The organism is Pseudomonas sp. SJZ131, assembly GCF_007828705.1.
GTDB classification, from domain to species: Bacteria; Pseudomonadota; Gammaproteobacteria; order Pseudomonadales; family Pseudomonadaceae; genus Aquipseudomonas; species Aquipseudomonas prosekii.
The window spans coordinates 817,015-836,596 of the sequence record NZ_VIVC01000001.1 but is presented as its reverse complement, the minus strand read 5'-3'; the positions used below and the strand labels follow the sequence as shown (position 1 = coordinate 836,596).

Here is a 19,582-nt window from a genome sequence, read left to right as displayed (position 1 = left end):
CAGTTCGCGCACTAACTTGGGACACGAACAGAGCGCCGGAAGACTACAGGCGAAATGTACCGCCCGATGTAGGAATAATCCCAAAGGAGATACGAATTATTACTCTCGCCATCAAAAAAAACGGAAATTCAGTGAGCGGAGAGTGCGCCCGGCCGACACAAGAGCAAGTTCATGTCGGCCGGAACACTTGATTCAACTGGTTAAATCAGACCGAACCGTCGCAAAACAAACTACTGGTATTACGCACGTTGACACGATGCAGAACCCGCGGCGAGTCAAATGGCGCACCAGAAATCGTAACGCTGTACCACACCTCCATGTAATTGAAGTCAGGTGTTCCAGGAGGTGGGACAATCGGCCCTTGCAGACTTTTCAGGTAATCAAATGGAACTTCGAAAATGACTGCAGCGCCCGCTGCTGGAACATTTCGGATTTGAGTGAAAGTAATCCCGATCGGGTTGGTTTTATCAATATTTTCATAACCCTGCGCGTGCAGCGTTACCGCCAGTGTTGCGCTGAAAATACCTTGGGCAGGCGCTGTTACTCTCCAGACCTGATTCGGTGCGACACCGTCAAGGGACGGGCAGCTAACAGCTCGGTCGACGTTGAACGTCCTAGCTGTATGTTCAAGAAGATCAATTTCCACAGCTTCGAACAGCACGTTGGTTGGAACTGCCTGCCGAACAATGTTTGGATTACCCGGATACTCCAAAGTAACGTACGCCTCTTTGTTGCCCAGCCCCTCGGCGGCAACAGTCTGGAATGGAACAGACAGTGCACAGGTATCCTGGCCCGGATCAATGGTTTGATCGCCCATCGGCCGGTTGTTGTAATAGAAAGTAACGATGGCCTGGCTGATCAGATCTGCACCGAGATCCAGCTCCCACTTCCTGAACGTGAAAATTACGGGCTGGCCGAAGTCTGCAGGAAGGATGTGATTGAGTGTGCCGGTGTTCCCTCTCACTTCAACTGGAGGCAAGTTAACGCTTTCCAGGTCCGGTTCAGGAATCAGATCCGGGCCCGGATAGATAAGGTTCAGGAACACATTAGTGTTTGGGCTGGGGATCGGTGTATCGGTGCCGCGGGTCAGAGTGTAATTGAGCACGGCCACGGTTTCTTCGGTAGCGGCGCCAAACACGGCATCGCAAATATCGTATGACAGGGCGATGCGCAATGGCGTAGTGGTGGCGTCAACAATAGATACAGGACCGACCGCGATGCCGCCCAGAGACACATTAAGTTCGTCACCAATTTCACCATTGGTTGGCCGCCGGATTTCGATGAACACCTGACTTCCAGTGGGGTTATAGGTGGCCAGAGAAATCGGCAAACTACCGTCGGCCCCCGTGACTGGAACCGTAGGCGCGAACAACGTCGGTGCTGGTGGAAGTCGAACTTCCAGATTTCTCACCGGCAACGAGTCGATGCTGCGGTTACCGACTCGATCGGCGACGGTATAGATCTGGTACAACGTCGTGTTACCCAGCGCGATCAGGTTGGCAGCAGGTACCGTAAAGTGGCCGATCGCTGAAACTACCCCTTCATACACCGGAGTCAAAGTAGAACTGGCAACATTGCGCGCAGACAGGCAGAACCTGACGGTGTCCAGCACATCGCGGAATGGATAGGACACATCGGCAATACATTGCAAACCACCCGGGTTCGCGTTGAACCATGCACGATTAAGCACACCGTCCGCAGGCGCATTCGCGAAAGTCACGACAGGTGGACGGGCGCGGCTGAACGGTGATTTCACCTGCCACGGAGGCGTAAGGTCGATTCGCAGTCGCGTTGCCGAGGTCGAGTGGTCATCGTTGCCGTCACCATCAAATACTTCGAAGTCCACGCTGTATTCGGTAGGGTCGGCAGGCGTAGGCAACTCAGGAATGAGCGCGGTAGGCAGATCGAACGTAATTGGCTGCAAAGCGCCATCCAGCGTACGTGGCGATCCGACAGCTACACGACCGCTTGGTGTAGTTAAATACATTTGGGCAGAGCCACCTTCCGCCGCGTTGTTCAAACCATCCAGCACAACGGACAAGTTGGGCACACGCAGCGCACTGACCAATACACGATGATCATCAATCTTCGCCGCGACGACTGGAGGATCGGACAATACGCCGCCCACTGGCGCACCGAAATCCAGATTCTTTTCCAAGATAGTCATTCTTATTCACTCCAATTAATCAGATAAATTTCAAGGGTGATACGGCACAGCGGTACGACAATTTCAAAAACGCTTTCTACAGCGACCTCCTGCCGACGCCGGATATATCAAACATCGCAAAGCGACGACTCAAGGCTTCAACAATTTGAATAACATGGCAGCACTTCACCAGGTATCTTGCGATCAATCTTGACCAATTCCGGTGGTGATTGAGCAATCAATTTTCCGCCTCTAAAAAACATGATAGTGACGGTGGCAGAAGCGTTATCAATCAATGCGGGTAATGCCGGCCGGAAAGGCATCACAACGGTAAAGCCTTTGTCCAGGTCGTCTCTGTCTATCACTTTGCTGACGACAGCAAAGGCGTCATCGACAATGTTTGTTTTATTCAGATTCTTATAACCCTGCCATTGCAACTTGCAGGTATCACCTGGCTCGCCATGCACTTGCGGCGGTACTTTTATTGTCACGCCATCCTTGAGTTCCGGTCGGGTCGCGCAATTCAGATAACCCCACGGTGATGCGTGGGGAAACGCGACAACTTCAAGTTCATGAATCGGCGGTTGGCTGTGGTCAATCGTCAGTCTTGTCGAGCGGTCGGCCGGGTCGCGGTTTTCATCTGCATCGAATACTACATAGTGCAGAAACGCTACCCCGTCGACACTCATGAGTTGTGGTGTCAGCGGTATTTCAAATTCCAGCTGATCAACTGGCCCTGGAAACGTTTGATCGAATATAACGGTGCTGAGGCCATTTTGTTGCCAAGTAACAACCAGTCGATCACTGCGCGAAACCACCGTTGTAAAGTCTTCCCATCGAGGCACTCTGGCGACAGTGCCATCAATCAACAATTGATAAGGAATCAATCCTTCAGGATCATCAACAGCCACACCATCAACAGTCAAAGGCACAGCGAATACATCGTTGTTACCCAAGACAAGATCCTCGGATTTAGGCATCACTTATATCCCTGAAGTGGCTGAAACCTGACGGGGTCGGAGTACGTTGGCAATTGATTCTTGAATCAATTAAATACGCAGAAGCGCAGGCCGCCTACTGTCAAATCTGACAGGTAAAGCTACCGTCTGTCTGGTGCGCCCCATACTTCGATGGAGACTCTGCTTGACGGTCGAAATCATTCTGATAGTTTGTGAAACCGGTTTCAGAGCTTTCTGTACCGATTAGCAACGCCGTTAATAATAAGGTCCGCCGCAATGAACGATTTCTCCGCCGCCCAGCGCAGCCGCGTCACCATGCTCGATGTCGCTGAACACGCCGGCGTGTCCAAGGCCAGCGTCTCGCGCTTCATCGGCGATGACCGCGCCCTGCTCTCGGATGCCATTGCGCAGCGCATCGAGCAATCGATCAGCGCGCTGGGCTATCGCCCGAACCAAATGGCCCGCGGTCTGAAACGTGGGCGCACGCGGCTGATCGGCATGCTGGTGGCCGATATCCGCAACCCTTATTCGATTGCCGTGATGCATGGCGTGGAAACCGCTTGCCGGCGCCACGGTTACAGCCTGGTGGTGTGCAACACCGATCGCGATGACGAGCAGGAACGTCAGCACCTGGCGTTGCTGCGCTCGTACAACATCGAAGGCCTGATCGTGAACACCCTGGGTCATCACCGCGATGAACTGCGCGAATTGCATCGCGAGATGCCGCTGGTTTTGGTCGATCGCAAAGTCGAGCAACTGGACAGCGATCTGGTCGGACTGGACAACCCGGCAGCAGTCGCGATGGCCCTCGCCCACTTGCAAGAGCGCGGTTATCGCGACGTGCTGATGGTGACCGAACCGTTCGACGGCACCAGTTCGCGGATCGAGCGCGTCAGCAGTTTCAAGGCGCAGATCGAGCAGCGTGCGGCGTTGCGCGGGGCTGTTATCGAAACTGTCAGTGACCTGACTTCACGTTTGAAAATTTTCCTCGATACCGCCGACCATGGGCCGAAAGCGCTGTTCTGTGCCAACGGGATTGCGGCGCTGGCCTGCACCCACGCGTTGCGCGAATTGGGCTGCGATCTGTTCGGCGATGTTGGTTTGATCGCGCTGGATGATCTGGATTGGTACCCGTTGGTGGGGAGCGGCATTACCGCGCTCGCGCAGCCGACGGCGCAGATTGGCGCCAGCGCGTTCGAGTGCCTGCTCAAACGGCTGCGCGGTGATGTCGGGCCGGCGCGGACCGTGGATTTTGCGGCGCAATTGATTGTGCGCGGCTCGACGCGGGGGGATTTGCAGTGATTGAGTTGATGCCATCGCGAGCAAGCTCGCTCCCACATATGGAATGCGTACCCCTGTGGGAGCGAGCCTGCTCGCGATGAGGCCATAAGCCTCACCCCAACCTTTTTTTTGAACAAAAATGAAACCGGTTTCAGAGGCAAACAACAATGAATAAACCAGCCGTTTCCATCAGCCTGTCCAGCTACGGCGCCGACCTTGTGCGCCAACGCGGACAAGGCAGTTTCGTCGATGTATTGGCCACTGCCGGCGCGTCGCGCATCGAATGGCGCGAAGAGTTGCTGACCGACGAAGACCCCGCGCAACTGGCCGCCGCCACTCAGGCCCAGGCACTGGAAAGTGTCTATTCCTCGCCGATCGAACTGTGGCTGGCCGGACAGTCAAAACCCAATCCGCAACTGCTGCCAACGCTGCAACGCGCGAGGGATTTCGGCGCCAAATGGCTGAAAGTCTCGTTGGGCTATTTCACCGACAACAATGACCTGCAAGCCCTCGCCCGCCTGTTGAGCCAAAGCCCGGTGCAGTTGCTGGTGGAAAACGACCAGACCTTGCACGGCGGGCGCATCGAGCCGTTTCAGCGATTTTTCGATGAGGTCGATCAGCACAGTCTGCCGATCAAAATGACTTTCGATATTGGCAACTGGCAATGGCAAGACCAGTCCGCCGCCAGCGCCGCGCGGTTGCTGGGCCGGCATGTCGGTTATGTGCATTGCAAAGCGGTCGCGCGCCGCGCTGACGGCAAGCTGGTTGCCATCCCGCCGAGCGCCGCTGACCTGCACCTGTGGGAACAATTGCTGCGGCACATGGCCCATGGCGTGATGCGAGCGGCGGAATATCCGTTGCAGGGCGATGACTTGGTGCAACTGACCCGCGAACACGTGGCGATCCTCGCCGGCCTCGGCCAATCACGCCTGGAGAACGCGCATGTCTGAGATCGATATCCTCTCTTTCGGCGAAACCATGGCCATGTTTGTTGCCGAGCAAAATGGTGATCTGGCTGCGGTCGGGCACTTTCACAAACGCATTGCCGGCGCCGACAGCAACGTTGCCATCGGCCTGTCGCGGCTGGGTTTCAATGTCGCGTGGCTGAGCCGCGTGGGCGACGATTCCCTCGGGCGTTTTGTCATCGACACACTGGAGAACGAAGGCCTCGACTGTCGGCATGTGGCGGTGGATTTTGCTCACCCAACCGGTTTTCAGCTCAAGTCGCGCGCCGACGATGGCAGCGATCCAGTAGTCGAATACTTCCGTCGCGGTTCGGCGGCGAGTCATATGTCGGTGCAGTCGATCAGCCCTGAACTGCTCAACGCTCGGCACTTGCACGCCACCGGCATTCCTCCGGCGCTGTCGGCCAGTGCGCGCGAGATGTCACTGGAATTGATGACGCGCATGCGCGACGCCGGGCGCAGCGTGTCGTTCGACCCCAATCTGCGTCCGAGCCTGTGGGCCACCGAGCAATTGATGATTACCGAGATCAACCGTCTCGCCGCCCTCGCCCACTGGGTGTTGCCGGGGTTGAGCGAAGGCCGTTTGCTGACGGGTTTTGACGACCCGGCCGACATTGCCGCGTTTTACCTCGACCAAGGGGCCGAGGCGGTGGCGATCAAACTCGGGCCGCACGGCGCTTATTACCGTACGCAACTGGATCAGGGTTTTGTCGCCGGCGTGCCGGTGCAAACCGTGGTCGACACGGTGGGTGCCGGCGATGGATTTGCCGTCGGCATGATCAGCGCCCTGCTGGAAAACCACAGCTTCGCCGAAGCCGTGCAACGCGCCAACTGGGTTGGCAGCCGCGCAGTGCAGAGCCGTGGGGATATGGAAGGGTTGCCTACGAGGATTGAGATGTCTGCTGAATTCTCCAGCGCCGATCGCGAGCAAGCTTTGCTCCTACAGGGTTAGCGCAATTCCTGTAGGAGCAAGGCTTGCCCGCGAAGGGGCCGGTACATTTACTGAAGATCTGACCCGTTACCTGCTGCGACAAAAACAACAAGCTCAGGAGCACCATCATGAAAACTGCAACACTCGCCGCCCGCCGCTGGTGGTACATCATGCCCATCGTGTTCATCACCTACAGCCTGGCGTATCTGGACCGCGCCAACTATGGGTTCGCCGCCGCCTCCGGGATGGCCGAAGACCTGATGATCACGCCGGGACTGTCGTCGATGCTCGGCGCACTGTTTTTTCTCGGTTACTTTTTCTTCCAGGTGCCGGGCGCGATCTACGCGCAGAAACACAGCGTCAAGAAGCTGATCTTCGTCAGCCTGATCCTCTGGGGCGGCCTCGCCACCCTCACCGGCATCGTCTCCAACGCCTACTGGCTTATCGTCATCCGCTTCATGCTCGGCGTGGTCGAAGCCGCAGTGATGCCGGCGATGCTGGTTTACCTGTGCCACTGGTTCACCCGCGCCGAACGCTCACGCGCCAACACTTTCCTGATCCTCGGCAACCCGGTGACCATGCTTTGGATGTCGGTGGTTTCCGGTTATCTGGTGCAGCATTTCAGCTGGCGCTGGATGTTCATCATCGAAGGCTTGCCGGCAGTGGTTTGGGCGTTTATCTGGTGGCGTCTGGCGGATGACCGTCCGGCCCAAGCCAAATGGCTCAGCGACGAGGAAAAGCAGGATCTGGAAAGCGCGCTGGCCGCTGAACAGGTCGGCATCAAAGCGGTGAAAAACTACGCCGAAGCCTTCCGCTCGCCGAAAGTCATCGTGCTGGCCTTGCAGTTTTTCTGCTGGAGCATCGGCGTCTATGGCTTTGTGCTGTGGTTGCCGTCGATCCTCAAATCCGGTTTGCAAATGGACATGGTTGAGGCTGGTTGGCTCTCGGCGCTGCCGTATCTGGCAGCGGTGATCGGCATGCTCGTGGTGTCGTGGGGCTCGGACAAGTTGCAGAAGCGCAAACGGTTTGTCTGGCCGCCGCTGCTGATCGCCTCGATTGCGTTCTACGGTTCCTACGCGTTGGGCGCCGAGCATTTCTGGTGGTCCTACACCTTGCTGGTGATTGCCGGTGCCTGCATGTACGCGCCTTACGGGCCGTTTTTTGCGATCGTCCCGGAAATCCTCCCGGCCAACGTCGCCGGTGGCGCCATGGCGCTGATCAACAGCATGGGCGCGCTCGGCTCGTTTGGCGGTTCGTATCTGGTCGGTTACCTGAACAGCACCACCGGTTCGCCCGGCGCTTCCTACCTGTTGATGAGCGGCGCACTGATGCTTTCCGTGGTGCTGACGATTTTCCTCAAGCCCGGCGCGAGTGACCGCACCGTTGCCGAGCCTGTCGCGAAAAGCCCGGTGGCGGCGCATTCCTGAATTGAACTGAATTGATCGAATTGAATTGAATTGAGTGAGAAACATGACGATGAAAAAGCAGGTCGTGCTGTACAAGAAACTTTCGCCGTTGCTGATGGCGCGCCTGCATGAGCAGACCGACGTCACGCTGATCGACAACCTTAATGCCGACGGCCTCGCGCAGTTGCGTGACGCCCTGCCCCGCGCCCACGGACTGCTCGGCGCCAGCCTCAAGCTCGACGCGCAACTGCTGGATCGGGCGCCCAATCTGCAAGCGATCGCCAGTGTTTCGGTGGGCGTCGACAACTACGATATCGATTACCTGACCGAGCGCCGAATCCTCCTCAGCAACACCCCGGACGTGCTCACCGAAACCACTGCCGACACCGGTTTTGCGCTGATCCTCGCAAGCGCCCGGCGTGTGGTCGAGCTGGCGAACATGGTTCGCGCCGGCGAATGGAAACGCAACGTCGGCCCGGCGCAGTTCGGCACTGATGTGCACGGCAAAACGCTTGGCATTATCGGCATGGGGCGGATCGGTGAAGCGTTGGCGCAGCGCGGGCATTTTGGTTTTGGCATGCCGGTGATCTATCACAGCCACTCGCCGAAACCGGCAGTGGAACAGCGTTTCAACGCGCAATACCGCAGCTTGCCGGAGCTGCTGCAACAGGCTGATTTCGTTTGCCTGACGTTGCCGCTGACTGCCGAAACCGAGGGTTTGATCGGCAAGCAACAGTTTGCGTTGATGCGCCCGCAGACTATTTTCATCAATATTTCCCGAGGCAAAGTGGTCGACGAGGCGGCGCTGATCGAAGCGCTGCGTTCCGGGCAGATTCGCGCGGCGGGGCTGGATGTATTCGAGCGTGAACCGCTGAATGCCGATTCGTCGCTGATGCAAATGGACAACGTGGTCGCGACGCCGCATATCGGCTCGGCGACCCACGAAACGCGCGAAGCGATGGCCACCTGTGCGGTGGACAATCTGCTGCAAGCGTTGGCCGGTGAGCGGCCGGCGAACCTGGTGAATTCGGCGGCGTGGAAGGCTTGAGAAATCTGCTGCCGGTCAGGCAGCTATCGCGAGCAAGCTCGCTCCCACAGGGAATTTGTGTACGTCGCAGATCCAATGTGGGAGCGAGCTTGCTCGCAATGAGGCCCTCAAGCCCGTCGTGCTTCCAGCAAGTCCGCCGCACACAGGGCTATCCGCCTACACGCATCGGCCAACTTCACCTGATCCACCACCAAGCCAATCCGGATATGCCCGGCCGCGCTCGGCCCGAACGCCTCGCCGGCCAGCACCGACACGCCATAACCATCAAGCAAGCGCTCGGCAAAACCTTGAGCGCACAACCCGGTCTGGCGAATATCGACCATCACAAACATCCCGCCATCGGGTTTGATCGGCCGAATCCCCAGGCAATTACCCAGCCGCGCACAGACCAGATCGCGGCGCTGGCGATACTCTTCGCGCATCATCGCCACTTCCGGCAAATCGCCGTCGAGCGCCACTTGCGCGGCTTTCTGCACAAAGTCCGGAATGCCGAAGAGCATGCACAACGACAAATGCATCAAGTGCTCGGCCAATGGCTGGGGGCCGATCACCCAACCGACGCGCCAGCCACTCATGGCGTGGGATTTCGACAGGCTGTTGATGGTTGCCGTGCGCTCGGCCATGCCCGGCAGGCTCGCCGGGCTGATGTGCTCGCCTTCGTACAGCAAGTCGCTGTAGACCTCGTCGCTGATCAGCCACAAATCGTGGCGAATGCACAGCGCGGCCAACGCCTGCCAGATCGGCAACGACAGGCTGGCGCCGGAAGGATTGTTCGGACTGTTCATCAAAATGGCGCGGGTTCTGTGGGTGATCCGCGCCGCGACATCGGCCGGATCGACGCGAAAACCGTTCTCCGGGCGCACCGCCACTGGCACTACTTTCGCCCCACAGGCGCCGAAGACCGCTTCATACGTCACATACATCGGCTCGGCAACGATTACCTCGTCGCCCGGATTGAGCAGACACTGAGCCACCGCGTAAACCGCGCATTGCGCGCCCGCCAGCACGATCACATGCTCAGCCTCGACTGCTTGCCCGCTGCGCCGACGGTGGCGGTTGGCGATGCTGGCGCGCAACGCGCGAGTGCCGCGCGCGTCCGAGTAATGCGTGTCGCCGGCCAGCAAACTGTCGATGGCGGCCTGGACGATCGGTTTCGGCGTGTCGAAATCCGGATCGCCGACCGACAGCAGCAACACATCAATGCCCTGCTCGCGCATCTCCAGCGCTCGATCATGAATCTTCCAGGCCGCCGCTCCGTCTCCGGCGATGCGTTGGGTCAGGGCTGAATAGCGCATGTATTTCTCCTGTGGCGCGTGTTCCTGACACAACCCTATCTCAAATTACAAAACGCGCCACCATCGCATTCAAATCCACCGCCAGCCGCGACAGTTCGTGAGTCGCGGCGCTGGTCTGGTTGGCGCCGGCAGCGGACTGAGTGGCGAGGTCGCGGATGTTCACCAGGTTGCGGTCAACTTCACGCGAGACTTGCGCCTGCTCTTCCGAAGCACTGGCGATCACCAGGTTGCGCTCGTTGATCAAATGGATCGATTGAGTGATCTGCTCCAGCGCGACGCCGGCAGCGCGAGCCATCTCGAGCGTGCTTTGAGTGCGCTGATTGCTTTGCTGCATCGAGGAGACCGCTTCGCCGGTGCCGTTCTGAATCCCGGCGACCATTTTTTCGATTTCCTGGGTAGATTGCGCGGTGCGATGGGCCAACGCGCGAACCTCGTCCGCCACCACCGCAAATCCGCGCCCGGCTTCACCGGCACGCGCCGCTTCAATCGCCGCGTTCAGCGCCAGCAAATTGGTTTGTTCGGCGATGGCGCGAATCACGTCGAGCACTTTGCCGATGTCACGCCCTTGCGCCGCCAAACCTTCGATCATTACCGAAGTGTTTTGCACGTCGTGGGTCATGACTTGAATCGCCTCGACAGTTTCGACCACGCGGTTGCGCCCTTCGCGCGCAGCCTGGGTGGACTGACTGGAGGCTTCGGAGGTCGACACCGCATTGCGTGCGACTTCTTCGACCGCAGCGGTCATCTCGTTGACGGCAGTGGCGGCTTGTTCGATTTCGTTGTTCTGCTGTTGCAATCCGCGCGAGGCTTCTTCGGTAACCGTGCTTAATTCTTCGGCGGCGGCGCCCAACTGGGTCGCGGAACCGGCGATCTGCTCGATGGTTTGGCGCAGGTTGGCCTGCATCGCCGCCAACGCGCCGAGCAAACGCGCCGGTTCGTCCTTGCCGTCGATTTCGATGGTTTTGCTCAGATTGCCGCCAGCAATGGTTTCGGCTGCCTGCACCGCGCGGTTCAACGGCGTGACGATGCTGCGGGTCAGCAGCCAGGCGAGCAGCACGGTCATCAGCGCCGCCAACACCGAGACGATCACGATGCCGTTGACCGCCGTGTTGTAGTTATTCTCCGCAATCACCCCAGCCGCTTTCGCCCCTTCGAGGTTGAACGCGACCAGTTTGTTCAGCTGTTCGCCCATCAGGTCGGTGCCGTCCTTGATCCGCGTGTTGATCAACACGCGCATTTCATCGACCTTGTTCTGCCGCGACAGGTCGAGCATTTCGCGCTGGGCCTGCATGTAATTGTCGAGCGTGGTGCTGAAGGTCTGGTACAACGCTTTTTCATCGTGGCCCGCCGGCAATTCGGCGTAACTGGCCTGGGCCCTGCGCGCCTTTTCAGTGAGCACGCCAATCCGGGTTTCGGCCTCCTGCAGACTGGCCGGCTCGCGGTTGACCAGAATGCGGAACGACAGAATGCGCATGCGCAGGATGTTTTCGGTGACGTTGCCCAGATGGCTGACGCTCGGCAGTTGCGTGCTGCCCATGTCGATGGACGACTGGCGGATGATCGACATCCGGCTGACGGCAAACACACCCAGCACGATCACCAACAGGGCGATGAACGCGAAACCGAGGAAGGCTCGTGGCGCGATATTCAGATTACGCAAGGACATAGGATGACTCTCGGGTGGGTGAGCTTCGAGCATCCTTGCGATAGTCGCTAAATCGGCCAGGCAGGCGCCGGCCGAAAAAGCGTGGCGCCAGTGTTGTGATGGGTTTTGTGCGCGCCTGTGAGGGTTATCGGCGGGGCTTGAGGTTTTCTGCGGAGGGAATCGAAATATATTTCCCTGTGGCCAGGGGCTGCTCGCGCCGGGTTGCGCAGATGACGACTGCTGCGCAGCCGAACGGGAGCAAGCTCCCTCGCCACAGAGTTTGTGCTGGATTTGCGCGCCGGTGACGGCAGATCTGGTTCAGGCCTTACGGGCGATGTTCCAGACGCGGGCGATGTCGGTGGCGCGTTCGCGCAGCAGTCGCGGTGCTTCGCTGCAGGCTTGTTCCAGAGTCATCGGCCCACTGGCGAGGGCGAACGCGGCGTCGATGCCGTGCGCATACAATTCCTGATAACCCTCGCCCAAGGTCCCGGCGAGGACAACGACCGGCACGCCGCGCTCGCGAGCGATTCGCGCCACGCCGAACGGGGTTTTGCCGCGCAAGGTCTGCGCGTCGAAACGACCTTCGCCAGTGATCACCAGATCGGCGCCTTCGACGGCGTCAGCCAACCCGACCAACTCGGCAACCACTTCAACGCCAGCCTGGAATTGCGCGCCGAGAAATGCTTTCGCGGCAAAACCCAAACCACCTGCCGCGCCGCTGCCCGGCTCGTCGCGCACGTCTTTGTCCAGCGCCTGCGCACACAAATCGGCGAAGTGCCCGAGCGCTTTATCCAGTTGCTCGACCTGACTCGGCGAAGCGCCTTTCTGCGGACCGAAGATCGCCGAAGCACCGTGTGGCCCGCACAGCGGATTGTTGACGTCGGCGGCGATGTCGAAACGTACGGTGCTCAAACGTTGATCGATGTCGCTGAGGTCGATGCGCGCCAGTTGCGCCAACGCCAGTCCGCCGGGCGCGAGGATTTGCCCCTGCGCGTCGAACAGTTTTACGCCGAGCGCCTGCATCGCCCCGGCACCGGCGTCATTGGTGGCGCTGCCGCCGATGGCGAGAATCACCCGTTGCGCGCCGGCATCCAGCGCCGCGCGGATCAACTCACCGGTGCCGAACGTGCTGCTGACGCATGCATCGCGCTGGCCCGGCGCAACCAGTTGCAAGCCGCTGGCTTCGGCCATTTCGATGATCGCGGTGTGGTTGTGCGGCAACCAGCCCCACGCCGCTTCGACGCTAATGCCCAGCGGGCCGCGCACCTGAGTGCGGCGCAGTTCGCCTTCGCACGCTGCCAGCACCGATTCGACCGTGCCTTCGCCGCCGTCGGCCATCGGGCATTTGATCAGCTGGGCGTCCGGCCACACCTCGGCCAGACCTAGGGCAATGGCATCGGCCACGCCCTGCGCACTCAAACTATCCTTGAACGAATCGGGGGCGATGACGATTTTCATGAGCATTCTCCAGTTCTTGTGCCCCCATGCTGCCAGTTGCCCGCAGCGCTGGCCCCTGTCCGGTGCACAAGTTGGGGTGGTGTTTATTGTTCATTTATACAAAGTTATGCAGTGGCAGGGCTGGCCCCATCGCGAGCAAGCTCGCTCCCACAAGAGCGCCGCATTGCCCTGGGGGAGCGAGCTTGCTCGCGATGGCGTCCTTGAAATCACTCGTTTAATCCGTCTGCGGCAGCAGTTGCACCCCGAGGTATAACGCCAACATTCCATCCAGCCGTAACGGATCGACTCCACTCAACTCGGCAATCCGCTCCATGCGATAACGCAAACTGTTGCGATGAATCCCCAGCGCATCGGCACAGGCCTGGCTCTGCCCGTCGTGGTCACACCAACTGCGCAGGGTCGCGAGCAGTTGGCCGTTGTTGTCCTTGGCGATGACTTTGCGCAATGGCTTGAGCAGTTCGTCGAGCGCATCGTCGTTGCGATGCCGCCACAGCATCACCGGCAATCGATAACGGTTCAGCGTCAGCAACCGCGAGCGCGGCAGCACGTCGCGGCCATACGCCAACAAATCGGCTACGCGCCGATAGCAGCGGCGCAACCCCGGCAAGCCATCGGCCTGGCCACCGACGGCAATGCGCAGAATGTTCCAACCGAGGCCATCGAGTTTTTCCAGCAAACGTTCGTGCTCGATCGGCTGATTCGCCGGCCGGCACCACAACAGCGAAGACTTCGCCGAACTGACGCACCAACTGTCCGGATAACGGCTGATCAACCATGCGCTGAGCGCTTCGACGGTCTGCCCCGGCCCGTGCTCCAGGCCCAATTCGAACAAGTACGGTACCCGCGTCAATTGTGGTTTGAGCCCCAGTTGCTGCGCTTCATCGACCAAGCGCGGCGAGTCCCCGGCATCGGTCAGCAGCAACGCCAGCAGGTCATCGCAACGTTGCCGGCGCCATTGCTGCTCGGCTTGCTGATTGCGCTGGCCGACGAGCATTTCCGCAGTCATGCGCACCAGTTCGGCGTAGGTGCGCAATTGCTCGGGTTCGCCAGTGATGCCGAGCACGCCGATCAGTCGCTGATCAAGCAACAGCGGCAGGTTGATCCCCGGTTGCACGCCTTTGAGGTGCATCGCGGTTTGCGCGTCGATCTCCACCACCCGCCCGTTGGCCAGAACCAATTGCGCGCCTTCGTGGCGCGTGTTGATCCGCTCCGGTTCGCCGCTGCCCAGAATCAGCCCCTGACTGTCCATGACATTGACGTTGTACGGAAGGATGGCCATGGCCCGGTCGACGATGTCCTGAGCCAGGTCGTGGTCGAGTTCAAACATTGCGCAGATCCTTGAAAACGAGGTGGGACGGCTTGTTCACCCGCACAGGCTTGTCCGGAAAACGCTGTGCTCAGGCACAAAGACAACCACCCAAGCGGTGACCGAGACTCACGGGGCGATCAACGTTACCCTTTGTTTCGCAAAAAATCATAATAAAGAGAGAGCCCGCCATGTCACAGAGCGCAGCCGCTACCCAGACCAATGCTGACGAAAAAAGCGCCGTTTACAAGCGCATCACCCTACGCTTGATCCCCTTCATTTTCATCTGCTACCTGTTCAACTACCTCGACCGGGTGAACGTTGGATTCGCCAAGTTGCAGATGCTCGACGCGCTGAAATTCAGCGAAACGGTGTACGGCCTCGGCGCCGGAATCTTCTTTATCGGCTACGTTTTGTGTGGCGTGCCGAGCAACCTGGCCCTGACCAAGTTCGGCCCACGGCGCTGGATCGCGCTGATGATGATCGTCTGGGGCACGCTCTCGACGTGCCTGCTGTTCGTCACCACGCCGACCGAGTTCTACACTTTGCGCCTGTTCACTGGCGCGGCCGAAGCCGGGTTCTTCCCCGGTGTGGTGCTGTATCTCTCGCAGTGGTTCCCGACGTTCCGCCGTGGCCGGATCATGGCGCTGTTCATGTCGGCGATTCCGGTCTCCGGTCTGCTCGGCAGTCCGTTTTCCGGGTGGATTCTCAACCACTTCGCCGCTGGCCAAGGTGGTTTGGCCGGTTGGCAGTGGATGTTTTTGCTGCAAGGGATTCCGACGGTGATTCTCGGCGCCCTCGCCTATTTCCTGCTCAGCGACAGTTATGCGAATGCCAAGTGGCTGACGCCGTTCGAGCGTTCGGTGCTGGAAGCCGACCACGCAGAGGACTTGGCGAACAAACCGAAAACCACCACCGACTCGTTGGCGGCGGTGTTCAAGAACCCGGCGATCTGGGCATTCGGGCTGATTTATTTCTGCATTCAGAGCGGCGTTTACGCGATCAACTTCTGGCTGCCATCGATCATCAAGAACCTCGGTTTTAGCGACAACCTGGTGATTGGCTGGTTGAGTGCGATTCCTTATCTGCTGGCGGCGGTGTTCATGTTGCTGGTCGGTCGTTCGGCGGATCTGCGCAAGGAGCGGCGCTGGCATTTGGTGGTGCCGATGCTGATGGGCGCGGTCGGTTTGCTGATCGCGGTGAACTTCGCGACAACGCCGGCGATTGCGATTCTCGGTCTGACCATCGCCACCATGGGCGCCCTCACCGGCCTGCCGATGTTCTGGCCGGTGCCGACGGCGCTGCTCAGCGCGGGTGCGGCGGCCGGTGGTTTGGCGCTGATCAACTCGATGGGGCAGATGGCCGGGTTCTTGAGCCCCTATCTGGTTGGCTGGGTCAAGGACAGCACCGGCTCCACGGATGCGGCGTTGTATCTGCTGGCGGGTGTGATTGTCTGCGGCAGCGTGTTGGCGTTGCGGATGACGCGAACGCTGCGTGTCTGATCTGCCTTTTGTGGGAGCGTGCTTGCTTGCGATGGCGGCTGCACTGTCAAGATTGATGGTGTCTGTGCTACCGCTATCGCGAGCAAGCTCGGCTCCCACAGGGATTTGCGTCGATATTCCGGTTGCTCCGGGCAACCATTCTGGTATTTGATTGAAGCCTTTTCCGCATCGACAAAAGGACTTCGTTCATGAGCTATCGCACCCTCGGCCATTCCGGATTGCAGGTGTCCACGCTGACCCTCGGCACCATGATGTTCGGCGAACAGACCAGCACCGAAGACTCGCTGCGGATCATCGACAAGGCCTGGGATCAGGGCATCAACTTCATCGACACCGCGGACGTCTACACCAACGGCCGTTCCGAGGAGATCGTCGGTGAGGCCGTCGCCGGCAATCGGCATGAATGGGTGATCGCCACCAAAGTCGGTTTCGGCCCGGTGGACGGCGTGCCGAACCGCAGCGGTTTGAGCCGCAAGCACCTGTTCAACGGCATCGATGCCAGCCTGACACGGCTCGACACTGACTATGTCGACATCTATTACCTGCACCGCGAGGACCACAACACGCCGCTGGAAGTGACGGTCTCGGCCATCGGCGACCTGATTCGCCAAGGCAAGATCCGCTATTGGGGCCTGTCCAACTACCGTGGCTGGCGCATCGCTGAAGTGATTCGCGTCGCCGACAAACTCGGCGTTGACCGCCCGGTGATCAGCCAGCCGCTGTACAACATCGTCAACCGCCAGGCTGAATCGGAACAAATCACCGCCGCCCATGCTTATGGCCTCGGCGTTGTGCCTTACAGCCCGTTGGCGCGCGGCGTGCTCAGCGGCAAATACGCGCCGGACGTCACGCCGGATGTGAACAGCCGCGCCGGCCGCCAGGACAAGCGCATCCTCGAAACCGAATGGCGCGTCGAGTCGTTGCGCATCGCCCAGCAAATCCAGCAATACACCGAGGGCCGTGGCGTCGGCATCGTCGAATTCGCGATCGCCTGGGTGCTGAACAACAGCGCCGTGACCTCGGCGATCGTCGGCCCGCGCACCGAAGAACAGTGGGACGCCTACACCAAGGCGCAAGCGGTGAAGATCAGCGCCGAGGATGAGGCGTTTATCGATTCGCTGGTGACTCCAGGGCATTCCTCGACGCCGGGCTTCAACGACATCAGCCACTTCGTCTCCGGCCGCAACCCTCGTAAAAACTGACCCGCAACTGACTGGCACTGATCGTTCCCACGCAGAGCGCAGGAACGATCACCTGTCAGCACGGTTGATTAATCGAACAGTGTTCTAAGCTAAAACCACGTATCCTCCGCCCCCCGTTTCACGTTCAACCTCGCGAGGGCAGTTTGTCTAAAGGTATCGCTTTATCGGTCACAGCCTCGGTGCTGTTTGCCGTCATGTATTACTACACCTCGTTGCTCACCCCATTGAGCGGCGTAGAGATCTTCGGCTGGCGGATGCTCCTGACTTTGCCGTGCATGACCGTGTTCATGCTGGTGTCCGGCGAATGGCGGCGCGCTGTGGCCATTATCAAAATGGTCTTCGGCAGACCCAAACTGCTCGCCGGCCTGGCCGCGTCTTCGGCATTGCTCGGCGTGCAACTCTGGCTGTTTATGTGGGCGCCGCTCAACGGTTACAGCCTCGACGTATCGCTGGGGTATTTCCTGTTACCGCTGGCGATGGTGCTGACCGGGCGCATCGCTTATGGCGAGCGTTTGTCGTATCTGCAAAAAGTCGCGGTGTTTTTCGCCTCGCTTGGGGTGCTCAACGAGCTGTACCAGGTGGGCGGTTTTTCCTGGGCAACGTTGCTGGTGGTCGTCGGTTACCCGACCTACTTCGTGCTGCGCAAATGGTTGGCGACCGACAACCTCGGCGGGTTGTGGCTGGACATGACGCTGATGTTGCCGGTGGCGTGCTGGTTTGTCTGGGGCGGCGAACAGGGTTTTGCGGTGTTCGACCAATACCCGTGGCTGTCGCTGCTGATCCCGTTGTTGGGTCTGATCAGTGCATCGGCGCTGGTGGTTTACATCATCGCCAGCCGTCTGCTGCCGTTCAGCCTGTTCGGCTTGCTGAGTTATGTCGAACCGGTGTTGTTGCTTGGCGTGGCGTTGCTGCTTGGGGAAAGCATCAAGTCTGGGGAATGGCTGACCTACATCCCGATCTGGATGGCGGTAGTGGTGCTGGTGTTTGAAGGGTTTAAGCATCTGGTCCGGCAGCGCCGCAAGCCTATGTAAATAATGTGGGAGCGAGGCTTGCCCGCGAAGGCGTCCTTGAAGGCGCCAAAAAGCTTCGCGGGCGAGCCTCGCTCCTACAGGTGGATGTATCAGCCAAAGAAAAGCCCGGTCAGCAGTAATACTGGCCGGGCTTTTCTATATGTGTTGCGGCTTACTCGGTGGATAGTACGCCACGACGAACCTGATCGCGCTCGATCGATTCGAACAGCGCCTTGAAGTTGCCTTCGCCGAAACCGTCATCGCCCTTGCGCTGAATGAATTCGAAGAACACCGGCCCCATCAGGGTTTCCGAGAAGATCTGCAGCAGCAGGCGCTTGTCGCCCGACTCCGACGAACCGTCCAGCAGAATCCCGCGCGATTGCAGTTGATCGACTGGCTCGCCGTGGTTCGGCAAACGGCCTTCAAGCATTTCGTAATAGGTTTCCGGTGGCGCGGTCATGAAGCGCATGCCGATTTTCTTCAGGCGATCCCAGGTATCGATCAGGTTGTCGCTGAGGAACGCGACGTGCTGGATGCCTTCGCCGTTGAACTGCATCAGGAACTCTTCGATCTGCCCGGCGCCCTTCGACGATTCTTCGTTCAACGGGATGCGGATCATGCCATCCGGCGCGGTCATCGCTTTGGAGGTCAGGCCGGTGTACTCACCTTTGATGTCGAAGTAGCGGATTTCGCGGAAGTTGAACAGCTTCTCGTAGAAGTTCGCCCAGTAAGCCATGCGGCCGCGATACACGTTGTGCGTCAGGTGGTCGATGATCTTCAGGCCGGCGCCGACCGGATTGCGGTCCACGCCTTCGATGAACACGAAGTCGATGTCGTAGATCGAGCTGCCTTCGCCGAAACGGTCGATCAGGTACAGCGGCGCGCCGCCAATGCCTTTGATCGCCGGCAGGTTCAGTTCCATCGGGCCGGTTTCGATGTGAATCGGCTGCGCGCCGAGCTCCAGCGCACGGGCGAATGCCTGCTGGGCATTTTTCACTCGGAACGCCATGCCGCACACCGACGGGCCATGCTCGGCAGCGAAGTACGAGGCCACGCTGTTGGGTTCATTGTTGAGGATCAGGTTGATCTGGCCCTGGCGATACAGGTGCACATCTTTGGAGCGGTGGGTAGCGACTTTGGTGAAGCCCATGATCTCGAAGATCGGCTCCAGCGTATTGGGGATCGGCGATGCGAACTCAATGAATTCAAAGCCCATCAGGCCCATTGGGTTTTCGTATAAATCTGCCATGGTTGGCGCCTCATCATCATTCTTAGAATTAACGGATCGTTAGTTGCTAGCAATGCTGAGACTGGCGGGTGGCGCGCAGGAGATGCCCCGCACGCTGCGGGCGAGGAAGTCACCGTAGATCAGTTGGAACCCAAAACTCTTCATTGTCGACCCAAGGCTCTTGCGGGCGAGGCTTCTGA

The 19,582-nt window shown here is 59.3% G+C and carries 15 protein-coding genes; 8 read left to right on the top strand and 7 right to left on the bottom strand.

Features of this window, described 5'->3' with window-relative positions:
• Positions 1–205: 205 nt before the first annotated feature.
• Complete coding sequence (locus FBY12_RS03570) at positions 206–2,167, bottom strand: hypothetical protein (RefSeq protein WP_145251256.1); 1,962 nt, start codon at positions 2,165–2,167, stop codon at positions 206–208.
• A gap of 137 nt (positions 2,168–2,304) precedes the next feature.
• On the bottom strand, positions 2,305–3,126 hold the full coding sequence (locus tag FBY12_RS03565) for a hypothetical protein (protein WP_145251254.1): 822 nt from the start codon (positions 3,124–3,126) through the stop codon (positions 2,305–2,307).
• Positions 3,127–3,381: 255 nt separating this feature from the next.
• On the opposite strand from FBY12_RS03565, the gene FBY12_RS03560 reads away from it, so the two are divergent.
• The 5 genes from FBY12_RS03560 (at position 3,382) to FBY12_RS03540 (ending at position 8,736) form a co-directional block, all read left to right on the top strand.
• Positions 3,382–4,407: a LacI family DNA-binding transcriptional regulator gene (locus tag FBY12_RS03560; RefSeq protein WP_145251252.1), complete on the top strand. Its 1,026-nt coding sequence runs from the start codon at positions 3,382–3,384 to the stop codon at positions 4,405–4,407.
• A 146-nt stretch (positions 4,408–4,553) separates the two neighbouring features.
• Positions 4,554–5,336, top strand: a complete 783-nt coding sequence (locus FBY12_RS03555; RefSeq protein ID WP_145251250.1) for a sugar phosphate isomerase/epimerase — start codon at positions 4,554–4,556, stop codon at positions 5,334–5,336.
• Complete coding sequence (locus tag FBY12_RS03550) at positions 5,329–6,303, top strand: sugar kinase (protein WP_145251248.1); 975 nt, start codon at positions 5,329–5,331, stop codon at positions 6,301–6,303. Before FBY12_RS03555 ends, FBY12_RS03550 begins: the two co-directional genes overlap by 8 nt.
• Positions 6,304–6,410: 107 nt before the next feature.
• Positions 6,411–7,709, top strand: a complete 1,299-nt coding sequence (locus FBY12_RS03545; RefSeq protein ID WP_145251245.1) for an MFS transporter — start codon at positions 6,411–6,413, stop codon at positions 7,707–7,709.
• A 49-nt stretch (positions 7,710–7,758) separates the two neighbouring features.
• Positions 7,759–8,736 (top strand): D-glycerate dehydrogenase, encoded by a 978-nt coding sequence (locus FBY12_RS03540; RefSeq protein ID WP_145252302.1) that lies wholly within the window; start codon positions 7,759–7,761, stop codon positions 8,734–8,736.
• A gap of 107 nt (positions 8,737–8,843) precedes the next feature.
• On the opposite strand, the gene FBY12_RS03535 is transcribed toward FBY12_RS03540, so the two are convergent.
• From FBY12_RS03535 to FBY12_RS03520, 4 genes are all read right to left on the bottom strand, one after another.
• On the bottom strand, positions 8,844–10,031 hold the full coding sequence (locus FBY12_RS03535) for a pyridoxal phosphate-dependent aminotransferase (protein ID WP_145251243.1): 1,188 nt from the start codon (positions 10,029–10,031) through the stop codon (positions 8,844–8,846).
• Between the two features lie 40 nt (positions 10,032–10,071).
• Complete coding sequence (locus FBY12_RS03530) at positions 10,072–11,697, bottom strand: methyl-accepting chemotaxis protein (protein WP_145251240.1); 1,626 nt, start codon at positions 11,695–11,697, stop codon at positions 10,072–10,074.
• A 297-nt stretch (positions 11,698–11,994) separates the two neighbouring features.
• Positions 11,995–13,134 carry a glycerate kinase gene (locus FBY12_RS03525; protein ID WP_145251237.1) on the bottom strand — a complete coding sequence of 380 codons (1,140 nt, stop codon included), beginning with the start codon at positions 13,132–13,134 and terminating at the stop codon, positions 11,995–11,997.
• Positions 13,135–13,348: 214 nt separating this feature from the next.
• Positions 13,349–14,461, bottom strand: coding sequence for a sugar diacid recognition domain-containing protein (locus FBY12_RS03520; protein ID WP_121730706.1), 1,113 nt, complete (start codon positions 14,459–14,461; stop codon positions 13,349–13,351).
• Between the two features lie 170 nt (positions 14,462–14,631).
• Here FBY12_RS03520 and FBY12_RS03515 point away from each other — a divergent pair, with 170 nt between their 5' ends.
• The 3 genes from FBY12_RS03515 to rarD all read left to right on the top strand — a co-directional run bounded on the left by FBY12_RS03515 (position 14,632) and on the right by rarD (position 18,175).
• A complete protein-coding gene (locus FBY12_RS03515) occupies positions 14,632–15,942 on the top strand; it encodes an MFS transporter (RefSeq protein WP_145251234.1) in 1,311 nt (436 codons plus the stop codon).
• Positions 15,943–16,130: 188 nt separating this feature from the next.
• A complete protein-coding gene (locus FBY12_RS03510; protein WP_145251231.1) occupies positions 16,131–17,144 on the top strand; it encodes an aldo/keto reductase in 1,014 nt (337 codons plus the stop codon).
• A gap of 143 nt (positions 17,145–17,287) precedes the next feature.
• Positions 17,288–18,175 (top strand): EamA family transporter RarD, encoded by an 888-nt coding sequence (gene rarD, locus FBY12_RS03505; RefSeq protein WP_145251228.1) that lies wholly within the window; start codon positions 17,288–17,290, stop codon positions 18,173–18,175.
• 151 nt (positions 18,176–18,326) lie between these two features.
• Here rarD and hppD read toward each other — a convergent pair whose 3' ends face one another.
• Positions 18,327–19,403 carry a 4-hydroxyphenylpyruvate dioxygenase gene (gene hppD, locus FBY12_RS03500; protein WP_092281362.1) on the bottom strand — a complete coding sequence of 359 codons (1,077 nt, stop codon included), beginning with the start codon at positions 19,401–19,403 and terminating at the stop codon, positions 18,327–18,329.
• Between the last annotated feature and the right edge of the window lie 179 nt (positions 19,404–19,582).

Coding starts and splice junctions, on each gene's coding strand:
- FBY12_RS03570 (WP_145251256.1), bottom strand. CDS start 2,167: ATGACTATCTTGGAAAAGAATCTGGATTTCGGTGCGCCAGTGGGCGGC.
- FBY12_RS03565 (WP_145251254.1), bottom strand. CDS start 3,126: ATGCCTAAATCCGAGGATCTTGTCTTGGGTAACAACGATGTATTCGCT.
- FBY12_RS03560 (WP_145251252.1), top strand. CDS start 3,382: ATGAACGATTTCTCCGCCGCCCAGCGCAGCCGCGTCACCATGCTCGAT.
- FBY12_RS03555 (WP_145251250.1), top strand. CDS start 4,554: ATGAATAAACCAGCCGTTTCCATCAGCCTGTCCAGCTACGGCGCCGAC.
- FBY12_RS03550 (WP_145251248.1), top strand. CDS start 5,329: ATGTCTGAGATCGATATCCTCTCTTTCGGCGAAACCATGGCCATGTTT.
- FBY12_RS03545 (WP_145251245.1), top strand. CDS start 6,411: ATGAAAACTGCAACACTCGCCGCCCGCCGCTGGTGGTACATCATGCCC.
- FBY12_RS03540 (WP_145252302.1), top strand. CDS start 7,759: ATGAAAAAGCAGGTCGTGCTGTACAAGAAACTTTCGCCGTTGCTGATG.
- FBY12_RS03535 (WP_145251243.1), bottom strand. CDS start 10,031: ATGCGCTATTCAGCCCTGACCCAACGCATCGCCGGAGACGGAGCGGCG.
- FBY12_RS03530 (WP_145251240.1), bottom strand. CDS start 11,697: ATGTCCTTGCGTAATCTGAATATCGCGCCACGAGCCTTCCTCGGTTTC.
- FBY12_RS03525 (WP_145251237.1), bottom strand. CDS start 13,134: ATGAAAATCGTCATCGCCCCCGATTCGTTCAAGGATAGTTTGAGTGCG.
- FBY12_RS03520 (WP_121730706.1), bottom strand. CDS start 14,461: ATGTTTGAACTCGACCACGACCTGGCTCAGGACATCGTCGACCGGGCC.
- FBY12_RS03515 (WP_145251234.1), top strand. CDS start 14,632: ATGTCACAGAGCGCAGCCGCTACCCAGACCAATGCTGACGAAAAAAGC.
- FBY12_RS03510 (WP_145251231.1), top strand. CDS start 16,131: ATGAGCTATCGCACCCTCGGCCATTCCGGATTGCAGGTGTCCACGCTG.
- hppD (WP_092281362.1), bottom strand. CDS start 19,403: ATGGCAGATTTATACGAAAACCCAATGGGCCTGATGGGCTTTGAATTC.